Below are 18,912 nucleotides of genomic sequence, written 5' to 3' on the forward strand. Positions count from 1 at the left end.
ACACAGAGAACCACAGAGTTTTTTCAATCCTTTCCTCTTATCCTCTGTGGTTAATCAGTTTTAATCTATTGTATATGCTGAATTATATGTGATTTTCAGTAGTGGGGATAGTTTGATGTATAATATTGTTTTCATTTTTTATTTTGTTTTTTAGGAAGAGTGCGAATGGATACTGCTTCAACCAAAAAGATGGTACTTTTTATTTCTATTTTAAGTTCATTTTTGACGCCATTTATGGGCTCTGCTGTCAATATAACCTTGCCATCTCTTGGTAAGGAATTGTCTGCCAGTGTGGTTATGTTAAATTGGGTTACCACGTCCTATATTCTTACCTCTGCAATTTGCCTTGTTCCCTTTGGAGTGATAGCAGATTTATATGGTAGGAAAAAGGTGTTCCTTTATGGTATTATTCTGTTCACTTTTTCATCGTTTCTCTGTTCCATATCTGTATCTATTTTTACATTACTCCTGTTCAGGGTTTTGCAGGGGATTGGTGGGGCTATGATTATGGCAACAGGTATGGCAATTTTGACCTCCGTATTTCCTTCTGGGGAACGTGGCAAAGCGATAGGTATTAGTACTTCTGCGGTTTATCTTGGTTTATCTCTCGGTCCATTTCTCGGTGGAATTTTAACTCAATATGCAGGTTGGCGAAGTGTTTTTCTTACCATTTTGCCTATTGGATTAGCAACCATTATTCTTATTATCTGGAAATTAAAAGGTGAGTGGAAAGAGTCTAAGGATGGGAAAATAGACTGGTTAGGCTTTTTTCTGTATCCACTGTCTATAATATCTTTGATGTATGGCATATCTATTTTACCTCGCTCTTTATCGTGGTGGCTAATCATAGTAGGTTTTTTATGTCTGTGTTTATTTGTTTTTTGGGAGAAACACCAAGAAAATCCATTAATTAATACAACTATTTTTCGGGATAACACTATTTTCACTTTTTCCAATATTTCCGCATTGATTAATTATAGTGCTACTTTCGGCGTTACTTTTTTACTTGCTTTGTATTTACAATATATAAAAGGAATTAATCCTCAAAGGTCAGGGATGATTTTGCTTGCCCAACCATTGATGATGACTATTTTTTCACCTTTCGCTGGACGAGCATCTGATAAGATTGAACCGCAACTTGTTGCATCCTCAGGTATGTTTTTGAATGCGGTAGCCCTGTTTATGCTCATTTTTTTAGGTAAGAACACATCTTTATCCCTTGTCATTGCAAATTTAGCACTGTTGGGCATTGGCTTTGCCCTTTTTTCTTCTCCAAACACAAACGCAGTGATGAGTTCTATACCAAAGAGTCTTTATGGTGTTGCATCAGGGATTTTGGGCACTATGCGACTTACTGGACAGATGACCAGTATGGGCATTATTATGTTAATTTCAACGCTTTATATTGGCAATGTGCAGATAACCCCAGAATATTACCCTACATTCCTAATAAGTATGAAAATTTCTTTTGCGGTATTTGCGTTTTTGTGTTTCATAGGTATCTTTACCTCCATTGCACGTGGAAAATTACATAAAAATAAGTCAAATACAGATTTTTAACCTGCCTTAAATAAATCAACGTTATCAAAATGAAACATAAGAAATGTCCTCAAATATATACCCCTATATATACCCCATCTATTAATGAATTGGATGTTATTAATATGATGTAATTTATTGTGGTATAAGTCTAAGTAAAGCGACACCATGTCGGGGGATTGTTATTGAAAAATCTTTAGCATAAGTACCCAAATCTTTCTGTTGCCATAGGTTACGAACTTTTTGATTTTCTTTCAGTCCAATTTGTGCCCACTGCACAGAAATATTTTGTTCAATTTCGTCTAAATTGAATATTCCGATGGCAGTGCTCCCATCGTGAAGTGGTTTTAACCATATTTCGTAATATAGTTCCTTATTAGTAAGGACGGGATGTCCTTGAATGCCAGCTGGGTCTTGATTGATTTCGATAACTTCAGGATTGCACAATACATTTTTTGTAAACTCATCTAATTGTGTCATATCACCGCTGTAAAATAAAGGTGAAGCCATAAGACACCATAGAGACATGTAGGAATATTGTTCACTTGGTGTAAGGGGACAAGGCTTGGGTTTACCTAAAACGGTGGCATCTCCACTATAGCCTATGAGAATATAATCTGGGTCATTCCATGCACCAGGACCTGCATATTCCCAATAACTGGCGTTTTTTCGTGCAACCTCGTGGTATTGGAGTAATTCAAAGCCGAGGTCGCCAGCAGTTCTCCAACAATGTCCACCAACTTCTTTACCCCACTTCCATACTTCACCCATGCCATATTGACACAGGTTGAATACGATATCTCGGTTCAAATTTTTAAGTATTGCACCCATCTTCTGGTAAGGTTTTTTAAGGTTTTCAATTTCCTTAGGAGACAGGATACTTGAATAGGAACACCAGTCGTATTTTAGAAAGTCAAAGCCCCATTCTGCGAATTGTTTTGCATCCTGCTCCTCATGCTCATAGGTTCCTGTAAAATTGGCACATGTTTTAGGACCTGGTGACGTGTAAATACCTGCACGAAGCCCTTTGGAATGAATATAATCAGTCAGTTCCTTCATACTTGGAAAATGCTTGTTAGGGAGAATATTTCTATTCTCATCTCTGGCGGGACCGACCCGCATTGGGTCACGGTGGTTTTCTGAATTTGCCCAACAATCATCAATACTTACATATTGATAACCGACATCTGCCATCCCAGAGGTAATCATCACGTCGGCAGATTGCTTCATGATGTCTGCAGTAATTCTGTCATAGTGGGTATACCAGTGGTTCCAACCCATCGGTGGTGTTAGTGCCAGTGTGTCTCCCACAACAATGCTTAAATTGTTCTGGTCTTTTCCATGTTTATTTATTGCCGTGATTTGGACATTATATGTTTTAGGCTCACGACTTGCGATTGTGCCCGATATAATACCTTCCGAATTGACAGTTAATCCTTCTGGCAATCCTTCCAGTTGAAATTGGATTGGCCTCTCACCTGTGCAAGGGATACGGAATATAAAGGGGTTACCAGGTCTAACTGCAGTAATTCGTGGACTATTGATTTTTGGACAGGGAGATGAAGGTGGCGTTAGTATATACGGTTCTTCTTTAGGGCGAACCATAAGTTTTGGTTCTCCATCTATCATTGTAAAAACTGCTTCCGCTATATCCACATGGTCGTAGGATATGTCATCAAAGGCATCGTTGACAGAGATTATGAAGTTAGTTATCCCACGTAAATCGATTGAAACTTTTTCAGGTTTTTCTCCTCCTTTTAATATTCGTGTCGTATATAGAATCTTATTATCACCAAAAAATCGAGCTATAATAGACCCTTTGCCTTCTGTTTCATCATCTACTCCTATAGTGGCTTCAAATTTCGAGCCTGTACCATTCAAGTAAACATAGAACACAGCATTGGCATGAGTGCCAACACCTCGATTATATGTCCGCCCATGTAATTTAATCGGATTTCCTATACATGATAGATTTTTTTTGGGATGTTCACCCCAGCCCTGCTTAACAATTTTCAAATTTAAATTATCTAAATATACTTTATTATCCTGACCAAAACTGTTAATGGTTAAGGAAACCATAATTAAAGATAATAGACCCAATCTAAACATGTAATTATTAGAACTCAACTTTGAACTATTCATATCTTCTCCTTGTAGTAAAAATGTTTCTGGACATCTATTTTAATTTATCAAAATATAGAGAATAAAACATAGGAACATCTATACAAGATATATCTAAACGACAACGATATAATTACAAGGTTGCATTATAAATATAATGTAAATCCACTTTTTAATATAATCCTCTGCATTTCTAATCCCGTCGGCACAAAAAATGCTTGTGGTACCTTTTTAGTTTTCTAAGATTAATACACTTCTAATTCGACGATTTGAAAGAGGTTTTGTCCTGTGGAGTTAAGTAAGGGGATAACCTGTAAGTAACGGGCAGGATGCGGTGAAACTGTATCTTTTTGCCACCCACGATATTCGCCCTGACTTTTGTCTATAATGGTTTTCCAATTATTACCATCTTGGGATGTTTCGATGCGGTATTGATAATATCGTTCATCAAGGTTGAACAGAAGCATTTGTACACAGGTTATTGTTACAGTATCAGCGAATTGAATCTGTATTTTGCCGGGAATCTCACAGCATGCGAAGCCTGATGTCCCAGAGTAACAGTCAACATCGCCATCGATAGCCCATTCCGGATTTAGAGATAGGCAGAAACCGGAGGATGGTTCTATTACTTTTGTGCCGTTATTGCGGTGTGCCAGATTGAACCCGTTGTGATCTGGGATTTTATATTCTAATATTGATGGTTCCGTTCTTGGTGGCTGATATGTTTGCGTTATAAAGCGGGCAATTGTTTGATATATCTCCTGTTGTTTTTCATTTTCGCTTTTAACTAATTTATATATCGTGTCATTTGCTTGATACCACGCCATTGGTCTCTGGTTCCATTTAAACTGGGCACCCGCTTGTACGTATTTTAAGAATCGTAATTGGTGAACATCAGAATTTAAAATGCGGTCATCCAGTTCTATTTCTACACCACAATTAAATTGTTCCACCCGATAAGCAGTTAAGCCTAATCGAATATCACCACCTTTCCCCTCAAAGAAGTAATTAGGCTGGTAAAACATAAAGTCGAAACCTAACTTTTTCCATGCCCACACATTATTTGCAGTGAAGTAAGGGATCCAGAAGAAAAGGAGATTTGCCTGATGTATAATATCGGCAGTCTGTTTTACAGTGTTTTCCATTTCTGGCGGTATGGATTCTCCAAGCCAATAGAATCCTAATAGTTTTAAGTTTGAATAGTGTGCGGATGAAAACTCAGTAATTACTTTTTCGATATACCATCGTATTGCGGTAATTCTATCTGTCTCATTTTGAAAGTTTAGATTGGATGCCTCTGCAGAGAGGGAACCGAAATTTTTAAAATTCAGGCTTGGTTCAGGAATAGTAATGATAATGCCAATATCTTCTTTTATAACATTTTTGTTGTGAAGGTTTTTGACTGCCTCGTTTAGTTCATTCAGGCAGGTATGCCAAACCTGTGCTAACCATGCCCAATCTTTAACATCGGCAATCTGTTTTTCATTCTTTTCACCCCAGAAATATTTTCCATCAGAAGTACGATATTCAATTAATAAAAACGCATCAAAAAGAGGGGTTGAGTTTGCTGTTTCCTTATCATGATATATAAGATAGGGTATAAAATCATCTGCTTTCCACTGCCTTCGTGTGGATGAGCCGTGGTAAATTAAGCACATATTTTTTGGTAGAGTAAATAAGGGGGATTGGTTATTAATCTTTTCATTTGCCTGAACAGATGCAGTAGAAAAAAGGCTACACCACGTTACAAAAATTAATACAGTACATATAACCTTTTTCATTTTAGTAGTACCTTTTAAACATCGTTTCCCCCATTTTATTTATGTGTTAAACGTATATTTCGCTTCTTCGCTGTGTATTATTTATTTATGGGTATATATATTTTTTAGATAGTATCAGATATCAGCCTTCAACAGTTTTGAGTAATTCTTTAAGGTACTTTATACTCCGTTCGGCTTGTTCGATAGTTCCACATTCAACACTCATAACGATGTCCCGCGATGTTTTTTTCAAGATAGTAATAACCTTTGCCCAATCGATAACGCCATCACCACAAGCACAACCGACTGGCGTTCCAGTAACTTTCCCTCGCTCTGCTTCTGCCTGTTGCATGGCTATATCTTTTGCATGTAAATGAACTAATCTATCACTGACATGTTCCAGCCATGCAATTGGGTCTTGACCACTTAGGAAACTATTGCCCGTGTCGAAATTGATACCTAATATGGGGGATTTAACAAGGGAATAGATACGGTCTAACCCTTCGGGGGATTTGCTATATTGTTGATGAGGTTCTAATCCAATTAGGATTCCTCGTGGTTCTGCTACGGCACATGCTTCCATAAGAACATATCGCATCAGAACATGGTCTTCTTCTACGGAGGTCCATTTAGGTTTAGGTCCTTCGTCAGTATTGACTACGGGGGCACCACATTCTCCAGCAAATCGGATTCCCTGTTTTAGATATTCTGTGCTGATTTCTGGTTTACAAAGTGGACAATGGGAAGAAAGTCCAGATAGTTTGACACCTGCGTTTTCACACGCTTTTTTAATACGGTAAGGGTCATCTAACATGGAAACGCTGTGGAAATAACCTGCTTCGCTGAGTAGTTCTCTGCCCCAATGCACCATCGGCTCTACATATTCATAGCCCAATTCTGCCGCCTTATCGACACCCCACTCGAAGGGTTTATCTGCGTGGCGGACAAATTCTAAATTTATTCCGATACCTATTTTTCCCATAACTCAATCCTTTTCAGTTTAATTTCTATTATAATGCCACAGGTCCTTTTCCATCTTCATAGGTGTACATCTTACTGTTTTTCCATGACAGCATACCCATAATCAATGTTGTCTGGACTTCGAATGCCATATCAATCGGGCTTAATGTATTTTTATCTTTACGTATACAGCAATCGATAAAACTGCGGAGGTAATCGGTCAAGTTTTCTCCTTTTTGAATGGGTATTTTTTCGGGGTTTTGAGTTTTAAGTGCTTTAGCAGGCCAGAACACGATATCTTCCTCGTTTATTGTTAACGTCCCTTCCCATCCACGAATGACAGGGACTCGGTTTTGTCCACGAAGGGATGTCCCCTGATATTCATTTGCCTGCGTGCCTAAAAGTGCCAAGTCAGTTTTATTATCATAATTAATAAGCATGTCAAACGTATCAGGAATCTCCCTTTCCTCATAGCGTAATTTGCCACCGATACCGACGACAATCTTCGGCATGTGGACGCCGATAGTATAGACAACAGGAGTTAATATGTGGGGATATAAATCTGTGGACATTCCACCAGCATAATCTGCATACATTCTCCAGCGGAAGAAGCGACTAACATCAAATTCACGTTTTGGAGCATCTTCTAAGAACGCATCCCAGTTTAAGTCGGGTCCAGGTTTAGCGTTGGGGTCATCAATTGGCATACCTCTTTCGCCCCAATCACCTAATCGGAAATAACCGCATTCTACATGCACAGGTTGACCGATTTTCCCTTGTTCCACCAGTTCTTTCATCTGTTTCCAAACGCTGTCTGACATTGCCTGAGTTCCAATTTGGAAGACGCAGTCCGATTGTTTTACTGCTTCTGTCATCTGTTTTGCTAATTCCCATTGTGTCCAATGAGTCATGGGTTTTTCACAATATACATGTTTGCCTGCTTTTACCGCTTCTATTGTTTGACGGGCATGGTGATGGTCAGGTGTAGCAATAATAACAACATCAACTTCTTTATCATTTAGTAATTCTCGATAATCCATATATTTCTTGCCACCGTAAATATCTGCCAATTTATCTAAACGAGGGCGATATATATCACAAAATGCCTTGAACTGCACTGTTTTATCGTTATCTTGCAAATGTTTTACTACCTGAGATAAATGGGTACCACGTCCACCACAGCCAATAACGCCAATTCCCAGTCGATTGTTTTGAGCCATTGAACTCTTCACAGCGGATACGCTTGCAGTCGCAATTAATCCTGTTGCTGTCGTCTTGATAAAACTACGACGACTCATATTTTGATGTTTCTTCATTTGAGAATGTTCCATAATGTTTCTCCTTACAATAATTTTATGTTTATTTCCACACGTTATTTATCTCTTCAACTGCCTTTCCTAAATCCTCTTTTGTCTTTTCCCCATCCCATAAAACAAGGGCATGTTTACATAACACTTTATTTTTCGGTGGTATTTCAAACGTCTCTTTCCATAAGTTTCGTGTTGCAGATATATACACAAAAGGTGTTCTCATCGTAAACCAGCGAGATGGAAAACGAAGACTTTCCTGTGAGTCTACTATTAGCAAAGTGAACGTTCCTATTTCGTTTTTTACCACAATTCCACACCACGGAGCATTACGGAGATATTCATCACCTCGAACATTCTCCAAATTATCTTCTACGGGGGTAATAATATTTACATTTTCTAAAGGTGTCTTTAAAAGTCGCATTCCTAATCCGAAGTAATGATGCCCAGAAAGTTTAGCAGTATCTGTATCTGATGGATTCTCGAGGTGTGTTTCCCAAAATATTACATTGGCATTTTCCTGTGCCCAATATCCAGATGAAACTTTCCGTATCTCTGTTAATTGAGGGGTATCATTTGCGGGGCTTTTCCAGTTTAACTCTTCAATAAATGAACTCATTGTTATCGTTGTATTTGTATCTATATTCACAGCAGAAAATGTTTGGTGGATTTGATGTCCACTCTTTTCACTTTCTTCCCAATAATTTGTATCACCTACCTGAATAGCAAACATGAGACCATGATGGTGAAGATGGTCATGTGGAGCATCTTCTAAAACTTGCAATCCTGACGGAGTATAGAAACATTTGATATAGGGTTTAAATGGGACTTTTGTATATCGGTAATCAGCTATTTTCCTCTGGCCATAAAAGAAAGATAAAAATTCATCATTTATGGTTATGTTGCTATTTTCAGCAAAGGTATTTATAGTAAACATAAGTAAAAATATTATGGCTATAAATACATAGCAGTTTTTCATTTTTAGTTCCTTTATATTACGGTTTACCTGCTTTTACATTATATAGTTTATTATGCAGTGAAATGATGATACCGTTCAACTTAGGATTAGTTTATGTGTAAAATACCTTATCTTATTAAAGTTCTAAGAACCCCATAGCGGGGCAAATGTTAAACAATATACAGATAATAAGGAATAGACAAAAGATTTATGATATATTAGAAAGTGCCAAATTTATCATATTTAAATGAAAAATGAACAAACTATGCTCTTAAACTATGTTCAGCATATCCGAGTCCATACCCCATGAAAACTCCACGGGCTATCAAATCCCTAATTTTAAATCCGATGTTTGATGATAATTCCCCAAAACCCAGATAATTTTTCTTTAATATATTTAATTCAATAGATGTAACTTTTTCGAAAAGAAGTTCAATTGCTGGTTGGTCATCAAGCAATCTGAAAAATACTACATTTTTACTGTTTGGTTGAGGTGGAACTATTATATTATTGTATTCCGTCATCAGGGTTGGGTCGTATTTAATACCTCGTTGCAATAAGGGTCTTTTAATGTTAGCAATTAATTGATATGCGACAAAGATAAGGTAACCTGAATAAACGGCATGCATGAAACATATTTTAATTTGATTGATATCATTATAAGAGAAATTTTTTACTATTGGGAACGAATTAGTTAAATCGTTCATTAATTGATTAGAAAACTGGCTAAACCCTTCAAAAGCTCCGTCTTCTATGGATTGATTTAAAAGTTTTGCATCTTCTGGTGAAAGGGCATTTAGTCTATCCCATTGTTGTGCTATTTGTTGATAGTAAATCATAGGTTGTTTATCCTTTCTCTTTTAAGATTTCCTATTAAAACAAAAATCTTTTTAATGTTTTAATAGTATTTTTCTGTAAAAACTCTACGTTACCATTATAGACTTATCTTGTCCCTAAAACAACCCTACTTTTGAAAAATTTGTATTTTCTGGATTAGGTAAGCCACAATAATCTTCTACAAGTGAAAAAAGATAATCCATTATATTCAATGGAACATCTTCATTAATTTCAATATTTAGCATTAATCCGCCTTCAGGCAAATAGAACGCATCGAAGATTTCATCAATATGCTTTTTAATATCTGCCTTTTCTGCGACGGGAAATAATTGACGGTCAAGGTCGAGGTTAATAGCCACTTTACGGAACACATGTTCACGTAAGGGTTGAATACCATTGGCACGGGACTGAGGATTAAGTAGAGTTATTCCTAACTCGATGAGGTCCTGTATGATGGGCAATATATGCCCATCAGAATGTAGATACACAGGGATACTTCGTTTTTTTGCTTCGCCAGCTGTGATTTCATAACCTGGTCTTACATATCTATTCCACAATTCTTTACTAACTGGCAAATTATTCTGTATTCCCAAATCTTCTGCAAGTCCCAAAAAAGGTGTACCTAAATCTAATATCTTTTTGACAGAATAATTGTTATATTGCATAATAATTTCCATCAATTCTCCCAGTCGAGGTTCACCTATAAGCATGTCTAACATAAAATTTTCAAAGCCACGTAAGTCCCACATTAACATAAAATGAAATCCATGAGGTAATGCAAAATCGGGCGAGAATAAGCCCTGTTCCTTTTTCTTTTGAATTTCTTTTGCTATCCCATCCCAATCTTTAGGTCCTAAAATGCCATCGGTTTCTGGGTTGGGGATATGTTTTTTCCATTCCTCGAAATTATCCCAATGTTCGAGTGGATGTCCTGCTACTTTACCTACCATACCACCATGTAAATTTTTCCAGACACATCCCCAACAATCAGTCACTTCCCCTTCTACATAAAAATCTTTATATTCCACAGGATTGTTTTCATCAACTCTATCATATTGTGGGAATAATCGTTTATGCTTTTCCATAATCTCATTGATGGCTGTTTTATATTTAGTTAAGCAGGCAGATAAAAAAAAGACCTGCACAGGAACCCACTTAGGATAATCATAAAACATCATCCGCTTTATATTTTCACCTTGTGGTGATAAACCTACGTACGAGGTGTCATACTGCATAAAAGATGGCTTCATTTCTTTATCACATTCCTCTGGTTACCAAGTATATAATTTCATCTGAATATTTGATTCATATTATCTTTTATCTCTGATATGTTTTGCATTTGTGTAACTGTATTTTTAATTTTAATGTGACTTGTTCTGCTGTTTTTGAATAGAAGTGTAGTCTAAATTTTTTTTGTTGATTTTATGTAAAACCATTTTTCGCAATTCAAGTCTCTTTTGATATACTATTTGGAATTGGGGCGTCAACAGCTTTGAAACAATATTAGTAACAATTAAAATAACTCAACCATAAAAGGAGTTTTGTCGTGGTTGAATATGTAACACTGCATTGGATAGACCTGACCATCATCGGCGTATATATGGTAGGATGTTTCCTATTAGGAACTTTTACCAGCAAATATATTGAGAATGCGGGCGACTTTTTCATTGCGGGTAAAGCGTTACCTTTCTGGGCAATTGCCTTCTCAATTGTTGTAAGTGATATTGGTGCTTTGGATTTTGTAGGTGTTGCGGGAAATGCATACCGATATGGTGTCTCAGCGGCAAATTTTGATTGGTTAGGTTCTATGCCTGCGATGGTATTTGCAGCATTTATATTCGTTCCTTATTTTTGGAGGTCAGGAGTATTTACCATCCCTGAGTTCTTAGGTCGAAGATATAATTCAGCTGTGCAGATTATAAATGCACTCATATGGACCTCAGTTATGTTATTGTCCTTGATGATTATGCTTTGGACAACTGCTGATGATTTGGTATATACCATTTTAGGATATAAACCCATATATACAGTTTGGGTTATGGCAGGTGTAACAGGATTTTATACCTTTGCAGGCGGTCTTTCCGCAGTCGTTATGACGGATGTGGTGCAATTGGTTGTAATGTATGTAGGTGGATTGGGCTTATTGGCGTTGAGTTTATGGGAAGTAGGTGGATGGGGGGTAATGCGTGCAAAAATAGAGGCTCTCGGTCCTGAGTATGCAAATCATTTTACAATCCTTTTACCTAATAGCATTGAAAATCCTTTTCCATGGACTGGTATTGTTTTCGGTTTAGGCATTGTGTTGGCGATTGCTTATATGAGTGGAAATCAGGCAATTGTTCACCGCACATTAGGTGCCCGTTCAGAATGGGATGCAAAGGCGGGGATGCTTATGGCTGGGTTTTTAAAATCATTTATCCCGCTTATGGTTGCATTGCCAGGACTTTGTGCTATTGTATATCTGCATGAACGGAATATTATCCTTCATGAGCAAGACAAAGTAATTCCGACAATGATTCGAATGATGTTACCCCCAGGACTTCGTGGGCTTATGTTTGCCGCATTATTTGCAGCGTTAATGTCCAGTATTTCAGGAACGTTAAGTTCTGCGTCTACTATCTTTGTTACGGATATTTTTAACAAATTATGGACGTTAGGAAAAGGACGTTCTTTAGACGAGAAGCAGGCTTTATATGTTGGAAGAGGTTTTACTCTATTTTTAATTATTTCCAGTGCTTTGTTTGCAGAGCAAATTTCGCGGGTAGGTGGTATATATAACTTCATCCAAACAATCTTATCATTGTTTCAGGGTCCATCTTTGGCTGTGCTTCTACTCGGTATTATGTGGAAACGAGCGACAGGTTGGGGAGGATTGGCAGGTCTGGTTTTGGGGGTTTTCTTCTGCTTCGTGCTTTGGTGTGTACCGAATCTTTTCCCAGCAGAAGACCCATTCCTTTTTGTTTCGATGTGGTCTTTTGTATTTTCCCTAATTGTTATTGTGATTGTTAGTTTGCTTACACCCCCTGAATCTGAGGAAAAAATCCGCGGATTGGTTTGGGGCTCGGTAGTTCATGATACAAAAGCACAACAGGCTCTCGCAGAAAGGATTCAGTCATGATTAACCGCACACATTTAAAACACTTTAATTTGTTTTTCCTATCTCTTCTTATAATTACAGTTTTGATGACAGCTTCCAATAATGTCTATGCACAGGAAAATTCGGCAAAGGATTTGGATGTTCCTAAGGTTGAAGTATCATTTATTTTTCATCTTGCAGATAAGGTCGTAGATGGTTGGCTCGCTTTTTTAGACTGGTTAGGCAGAGTTTTTGACCCAATTGTAAGCCCTATATTTAAGCCTATCAATAGGTTTTTAGAGAAAACATATCAACCATGGGCAAAAATCTGTGCACTGGGTATGTTTTTGGGGACGATGCTTTGGGTGTGTTTTGGGATGAAAAAGGAATACGTAAATTTAGGAAGAACAAATGAAAGTTTATGGACTGATTTGAGAATTTGGACGATTATTTCTATGCTTCCCCATATTATAGTTTATTTTTACTTTTAATAATAGGAGAGAAAAGATGTCAGAAGAACAAAAACCGACTACTGACCAGCAACAACGTTCAGAAATGCATCGAATCGATGATGTTCGGAATACAGGCGTGCAGTTAGCTCGACGTGATGCGGAATTATATATTGCATTAGGAATTTTCATTGTTGCATTAGGGTTGCCTGTTATTTTCGGAACAGTTTTTACATTACAATCAGGGGATATTCGGCCTGCCGTTGTTAATTTCATTTGTGGTCTTGTGATGACACTTATCGGTGTTGGATCTATATTCTACGGTTTTGTTATTCGGAAAAGAATTGCCTCGTGAATATATCTATACCTGTTGGCTATATTCCATTGCGATATAGTGAGAGGGAGGTTCCTTTACATCTACCTGTGCCATGGCTTTACCGTTTGCGATTAAAATGGATATACCCCATATTTTCCATTTTTGGTCAAACTTCTCCTCTACCAGTCCAAAATTTACCACGTTATGAGCTTGTTGCCTGGCCTACATTTATTGTTCGTTTTCGGCTATGTTCAGGGAAAGAAAAGATGCAAGAAACATTTATTGCTGTGGATGCATGGTCAAAAACAACAGCTCGGTTTGAACGTATGCGTGATGTCCATGAGAATCCTGAAATAAATTATCACCTCATTGTCGAACCCAACATTTCTTTAGATGAAGTAAAACAAATTGCAGAGTATAACTTAATGCAACAACTGTTACGTCAACGAGGCATGAAAATAACACCAGATGAGGTCACCTCCGATGTGTATCAACTGGTTTATACTCCTATCTGGGCTTGCTATTTCCCTCGAACATTTTATTCATTAGACGTCCGATTATTAGATGGCTACTCTGGTGAAAAATTAGGTCCACAAATACGTAGTGCCTTCTTAAATGCACTTATTTATCAAAAATTTGGGTCATGATGTCTTTAATCATTGTGTCTATAGATTCCTTATGTAAATAAGGAAAAGGTATTGTATTACTCTTAAACTCGCTTACCCATGATTGAAATTTTAATGGGACATTCTGTTTTTGAAGTTTTTTATTTTTTCGTTGCTCAATACTTACCGTTTCAAAATACTGTCGCCATAAAGTCTGAAAATATACTTCCTCTGGCGTATCTGCAGGAAGTTTACCATTTACCTGTATGGTATAAAGTTTGCCATGCTCGGCATACATGGCTTTATGTCGTTTTGTATCGTGCAGAATAATACGTTCGGTATTGAGCCGTTGTGAAAAATATAAAGTCAATGGAACAATCACGTCAAAATCAGAGGAGAACGAAGCATAAAGGTAATCACCTTCTATTTCCTTAAAACGGAGAAGTCCCTGCAACTTATGAATCTGTCGTTGTACTTGTCGGGCAATCCGTAAAATATTGTAAACTGAAGGGTTATGTATGTTTTCTATTGGTCTATACTTTGTTTGAATGGATTGTCGGATAAATGTTTCAATAGAGGCAAGGTCAGCTGTTTCAGAAAGAAGATAATAGTAGATTGTTTTTTTAATAGTATTTGGACAGTGATGGAGTTCTCTGATAAGCTGGGAAATTGTTCTTTCTTCTTGTGAAGGGAATAATTCATTGGTATCGTGGTCTGGTTTTTTATCTGTTAGCCAGTTCATATTGAAACAAATCCATTGCGTCAGTAGAGGTTTGAGTATTCTCATCTTTTAACTGTGTGGCTAACATGTGAGGACTATTTAAGGCTATCCCCCCATAATATTTCCCCTTAACAGTTATAAAATATTTTGCCCTCTTTATGGCGACTCCTAACTTTTTCAACATATCAAGGTCAAGTATTGTCCCTTTTCTTGCACGGAGAATTCGTTTTGCAGAAATAGGACCTATGCCTGGAACCCGCAAAAGCTGATTCAAATCTGCCTTTGTAATTTCGATAGGGAATAAGTGCAAATGATTTAGTGCCCACCACACTTTCGGGTCGAATTGTTCATTTAAATTGGGCTCTTGTTCGGATAGGATTTCATCAATTGAAAAGCCATAAAAACGGAGGAGCCAGTCCGCTTGATAAAGTCGGTGTTCCCTCTGTAAAGGTGGTTTAGTGGTAATAGCGGGGAGGTAGGTATCCTCATTAATAGGCACGTATGCAGAATAATATACTCGTTTTAGTCGTTGTTTTTTATATAGATACTCTGTGAGTGTTAATATGACCCTATCACTTTCTGGACTTGCCCCTATAACCATTTGAGTACTTTGCCCACTACGGGCAAGGTATCCTTTTCCCCTATATGTATACATTAGACGTTCACGTATGCTATTAACTTTCTGAATAGTATGGAGAATTTGGTTCATATCTTTTTGCGGGGCTAATTGTTGTAATGAAGATTGAGTTGGCAACTCGATATTGATACTCACTCTATCTGCCCAGAGGATGGCTTCCTCAATAGCGTTGTCCTCAGCACCAGGTAAAATTTTTAAATGGATATAACCATTAAACTGATAACGGGTTCGCAGAATCTTTACAGTGTCTAACATCAACTCCATCGTGCGGTTTGGATTATGCATAATTCCAGAACTTAAAAATAGCCCTTCAATATAATTTCTACGATAAAACTCATACGTAATCTTTGCTAACTCATCAGGTTGAATAAAGGTACGTTCAATATTGTTTTTGCAACGATTAACACAGTAAGCACAGTTATTGGTGCAATAATTTGTTTGTAATGTTTTTAATAAGGAAATACATCTTCCATCCGATGACCAACTATGACATAACCCTCCACTAAGAGTAGAACCTAATTTACCCAGCGTGGCATTCCTCTGAACACCACTTGAGGCACAAGAAACATCATATTTTGCCCCATTAACTAACAAGGACAATTTTTGAAGGGCAGACGGAGAATGTTTTATAAACATAACAATAAACCAATACCTTTATCTATAATCATAACACAAAAGATATAGTAGTGCAAATTTATTCACTATTATTGATGCCTTAAAATTAAAAATGCAATAGAGTAGATAGGATAGATAGATAAAAAGAACGAGATGGACAGGCAATAGTGACACAAGACTCTCATTTCATCCTTTTCCAAAAGGTATCTGAGTAAATTTTTAATCTTTTCCGAATCAAGACCTCTTCATTGATAATGATCTGTGAAGCAAAATTTTATTTAAAGTTGTTATTAGAATCAGGTATAATTAACATAAATTATTGGATTATAATGTGGTAAATAATGTGGGATTGAAAAAATATTGTTATTTGTTCGTCATTAGTGGGGTTGTGTGTGCATTTATTTTTTCGGGGCAATTTGAGCAGGGATATGGTTCAGGAGACCTAAATAATGATGGGCGGATAGATGTAATTGACCTTAATTTATTACATCATTCCTTGTTAAATGGTGAGGTAACAGGAGTATCCGTTAAAGACCAGAATGGTGACGGTAAAGTAGATGTTATAGATTTGCAACTTTTACTGAATCGTTTAAGTAGGAAATGGCAAGAAAAAGGTAAGGGGAAACCTGCTCATGAAGCGGTATTAAATGTTTTGAGCAGATATTGCCAGAGTAATAAGGAAAACATAGTAAAGCATCAATTTTCAGTTATTAATAATATAGAGCAGGGTTCAAAAAAATTATGCACAATTTTTAGGGAGAAAACACAGATATCGGGAAAAGAGCCCTATTTTTTGTTAGGTTTTCTTTGTCATGCCCCACCTGTTAGTTAATATATCCCTTTTTATATTCTTTAATCTAACTTTTAGTCCAATGATTTTTCTTAAAAAAGAAGGATGTTATATATGCGAGAGCAATTAAATACTCACAAAAACCAATGTTCCCCTGTATTGAGGATAACACCTATTTTATTTCTATTATTAATATCGTCCTTGTCATGGGGAACTGTGGATGCTATTCTTGGTGATGTAAACAAGGACGGCAAAATTGATATTCTGGATATTCAGAATGGAATTAATATTGCGATAGGGTTAGGTGAACATGTCCCTATGGCAGATGCTAACCAGAATAATATGGTTGACATTTTAGATGTACAGATTTTAATTAATACAGTTCTGGGCGTTGGAGGATTAGTTCAGCCAGTTGAAGGGAATGTACCTTTAGAGCAGGGAGCAAACCTGTCGGGGAACACAGGCACTGTTGTGGCTTTGTCGGATGATGGTCGCATTGTCTCCACTGAGATATCTGGTTCTAATGGTAATTTCCGGATGCTCCTCCCAATTGGGGCATCCTGGACCCTGGCTATCATGCGTCCTTCTATTTCTGGTGGTAATTCTACAGCGTCAACATTTATTACTGCACCTATTGGACAACAAAATATGTTGTCTATTCCATTAACTCAGCTGTCTACAGGAAAAACTTTGTTATTAGGAACTTTAAACTTACAGCAGGCAAATATCATATTGCCCGATATAAGACATCTACTTGGTAGTATAGCAGAACCATTACCAGCTACGGATGAAAATAACAATCAAATTCCAGATATTTATGAGCAGTTTATTAATCAATTTAAGGCTGAACTTCTTGCGGTTCCATATTTGCAAAGTTTAGGATTTAACGAAACATTATTCAATGGGCTAATTCAAAATTTAGCGACCTGTATCCAGCCTTATCTCGACACATTACTTACCCCTTCCCTGAATGGTATTGAAAGGAATGGCTACCCTGAGATGGTTCAACCATTAATTCAATGTTTCGCACAAATGCTAAAAAGTTATTTGGCTCAGGTTGGCATTCCAGGGATTGAAAGTCTGGTAGATACTGTCATGAATCAACTACAACAAGAACTTCAGCAACAGGTTCGGGAATGGTTAAATTCATTGGATGTTCCCGAGGTGACAGATACCAACGGGAACAACATCCCCGATTTCATTGAAGCATACCTTTGTAGTGGAACAGGTTGTGTCTTCGATTCTAACGGAAATAGGATTCCTGATTTTATTGAGGACAATGACCTTGACGGCATCCCAAACTATCTTGACCCTGACAACCAAACGGAAACGGATACAGATGGTGATGGTATCCCAAATGATTTAGATATTGATGCAAATGGTAATGGAATTTTAGATTACGCAGAAAATAAAGAATGAAAATGAATCTATGCAACTATACAACGGCTATAGACTTGACTGGATAACTGTGATGACTATAATGGTGTTAGGACATAACTTATTTTCTACTTCTGTGTATTCAGCGACACTATCCGTAGAAAGCAAGTCCGCTTATGCAGGAAGCAGTCTAACGGTGAATGTGTCATTAAGTCTGGGCTCTAACGAGTCTGTTAGTGCTTTACAATTTGATGTGCTTTATGAAATAAAAGCATGTGACGTTACAGGTATCACTGCTGGAAATGCAGTGATTTCTGCTCAAAAGCAACTCCAATATAATAAAATAGCACCAGGGAACATCCGAGTTATAATTGCTGGGTTAAATCAGAATATCATCCCGAGCGGGAGCGTTGCTGAGCTCAGTTTACAGGCTTGTGCTTCAGCTCCTGCTGGGGATGTTCTACTCTCGTTAAGTAATGTTATCCTATCAAGTCCAACAGGCACTTCAGTACCCACAACGACAGGTTCTGGGACATTAACCATACAAAGAACCTCGTATCATAGTGCAGACCAGAACCATGACTGGAAAATATCATTGGCGGAATTATTGCGAGTGATACAACTATATAACTCCAATTATTTCTACTGTTCGTGCACAGAAGAAGACGGTTACGGTGTAAATGTAGGTAATAGGGATTGTGCGACTCATAGTAGTGACTATTATGGGACACCAAACTGGCGTATTCAGTTATACGAACTTCTTCGGTTAATACAGATTTACAATTTTGGTGGGTATTATCCTGCATCAGGGACAGAAGATGGCTTTGCATTAGGCTCTTTATAG

At 37.3% G+C, this 18,912-nt stretch carries 17 protein-coding genes; 8 read left to right on the top strand and 9 right to left on the bottom strand.

The features are described from left to right. The first annotated feature begins 165 nt into the window (after positions 1–165). On the top strand, positions 166–1,560 hold the full coding sequence (locus PLJ10_10340; protein ID HOK10047.1) for an MFS transporter: 1,395 nt from the start codon (positions 166–168) through the stop codon (positions 1,558–1,560). 114 nt (positions 1,561–1,674) lie between these two features. Here PLJ10_10340 and PLJ10_10345 read toward each other — a convergent pair whose 3' ends face one another. The 7 genes from PLJ10_10345 to PLJ10_10375 form a co-directional block, all read right to left on the bottom strand. Next, positions 1,675–3,681, bottom strand: a complete 2,007-nt coding sequence (locus PLJ10_10345; GenBank protein ID HOK10048.1) for an NPCBM/NEW2 domain-containing protein — start codon at positions 3,679–3,681, stop codon at positions 1,675–1,677. A 224-nt stretch (positions 3,682–3,905) separates the two neighbouring features. Beyond that, positions 3,906–5,441 carry a DUF4855 domain-containing protein gene (locus PLJ10_10350; protein ID HOK10049.1) on the bottom strand — a complete coding sequence of 512 codons (1,536 nt, stop codon included), beginning with the start codon at positions 5,439–5,441 and terminating at the stop codon, positions 3,906–3,908. Between the two features lie 121 nt (positions 5,442–5,562). Further along, complete coding sequence (locus PLJ10_10355) at positions 5,563–6,402, bottom strand: sugar phosphate isomerase/epimerase family protein (protein HOK10050.1); 840 nt, start codon at positions 6,400–6,402, stop codon at positions 5,563–5,565. 28 nt (positions 6,403–6,430) lie between these two features. After that, positions 6,431–7,711, bottom strand: a complete 1,281-nt coding sequence (locus tag PLJ10_10360) for a Gfo/Idh/MocA family oxidoreductase (protein HOK10051.1) — start codon at positions 7,709–7,711, stop codon at positions 6,431–6,433. A gap of 28 nt (positions 7,712–7,739) precedes the next feature. Continuing rightward, a complete protein-coding gene (locus PLJ10_10365) occupies positions 7,740–8,666 on the bottom strand; it encodes a PmoA family protein (GenBank protein HOK10052.1) in 927 nt (308 codons plus the stop codon). A 242-nt stretch (positions 8,667–8,908) separates the two neighbouring features. Next, complete coding sequence (locus tag PLJ10_10370) at positions 8,909–9,484, bottom strand: hypothetical protein (protein ID HOK10053.1); 576 nt, start codon at positions 9,482–9,484, stop codon at positions 8,909–8,911. A gap of 114 nt (positions 9,485–9,598) precedes the next feature. Next, a complete protein-coding gene (locus PLJ10_10375; GenBank protein ID HOK10054.1) occupies positions 9,599–10,732 on the bottom strand; it encodes a uroporphyrinogen decarboxylase family protein in 1,134 nt (377 codons plus the stop codon). Positions 10,733–11,028: 296 nt separating this feature from the next. Here PLJ10_10375 and PLJ10_10380 point away from each other — a divergent pair, with 296 nt between their 5' ends. From PLJ10_10380 to PLJ10_10395, 4 genes are read left to right on the top strand one after another with little or no spacing between them, the layout of a single operon-like run. After that, positions 11,029–12,600, top strand: coding sequence for a sodium/solute symporter (locus PLJ10_10380; GenBank protein ID HOK10055.1), 1,572 nt, complete (start codon positions 11,029–11,031; stop codon positions 12,598–12,600). Further along, positions 12,597–13,049 carry a hypothetical protein gene (locus PLJ10_10385; protein ID HOK10056.1) on the top strand — a complete coding sequence of 151 codons (453 nt, stop codon included), beginning with the start codon at positions 12,597–12,599 and terminating at the stop codon, positions 13,047–13,049. Before PLJ10_10380 ends, PLJ10_10385 begins: the two co-directional genes overlap by 4 nt. A gap of 16 nt (positions 13,050–13,065) precedes the next feature. Continuing rightward, on the top strand, positions 13,066–13,362 hold the full coding sequence (locus PLJ10_10390) for a hypothetical protein (protein ID HOK10057.1): 297 nt from the start codon (positions 13,066–13,068) through the stop codon (positions 13,360–13,362). Then, the gene (locus PLJ10_10395) at positions 13,359–13,970 is read left to right on the top strand and encodes a hypothetical protein (GenBank protein ID HOK10058.1); all 612 of its coding nucleotides are present in this window, start codon (positions 13,359–13,361) and stop codon (positions 13,968–13,970) included. The genes PLJ10_10390 and PLJ10_10395 overlap by 4 nt, the downstream gene beginning before the upstream one ends. Here the strand turns inward: PLJ10_10395 and PLJ10_10400 are convergent. Further along, the gene (locus PLJ10_10400) at positions 13,945–14,670 is read right to left on the bottom strand and encodes a TIGR03915 family putative DNA repair protein (protein ID HOK10059.1); all 726 of its coding nucleotides are present in this window, start codon (positions 14,668–14,670) and stop codon (positions 13,945–13,947) included. The two genes, PLJ10_10395 and PLJ10_10400, sit on opposite strands and share 26 nt — an antisense overlap. Continuing rightward, the gene (locus PLJ10_10405) at positions 14,651–15,922 is read right to left on the bottom strand and encodes a putative DNA modification/repair radical SAM protein (GenBank protein HOK10060.1); all 1,272 of its coding nucleotides are present in this window, start codon (positions 15,920–15,922) and stop codon (positions 14,651–14,653) included. Before PLJ10_10405 ends, PLJ10_10400 begins: the two co-directional genes overlap by 20 nt. A gap of 310 nt (positions 15,923–16,232) precedes the next feature. On the opposite strand from PLJ10_10405, the gene PLJ10_10410 reads away from it, so the two are divergent. The 3 genes from PLJ10_10410 to PLJ10_10420 all read left to right on the top strand — a co-directional run bounded on the left by PLJ10_10410 (position 16,233) and on the right by PLJ10_10420 (position 18,912). After that, complete coding sequence (locus PLJ10_10410) at positions 16,233–16,733, top strand: dockerin type I domain-containing protein (GenBank protein HOK10061.1); 501 nt, start codon at positions 16,233–16,235, stop codon at positions 16,731–16,733. A gap of 72 nt (positions 16,734–16,805) precedes the next feature. Further along, the gene (locus PLJ10_10415; protein ID HOK10062.1) at positions 16,806–18,110 is read left to right on the top strand and encodes a hypothetical protein; all 1,305 of its coding nucleotides are present in this window, start codon (positions 16,806–16,808) and stop codon (positions 18,108–18,110) included. A gap of 10 nt (positions 18,111–18,120) precedes the next feature. Next, on the top strand, positions 18,121–18,912 hold the full coding sequence (locus tag PLJ10_10420) for a cohesin domain-containing protein (protein HOK10063.1): 792 nt from the start codon (positions 18,121–18,123) through the stop codon (positions 18,910–18,912).

This window comes from Candidatus Hydrogenedens sp. (assembly GCA_035361075.1).
In the GTDB taxonomy this organism is placed as follows: domain Bacteria; phylum Hydrogenedentota; class Hydrogenedentia; order Hydrogenedentales; family Hydrogenedentaceae; genus Hydrogenedens.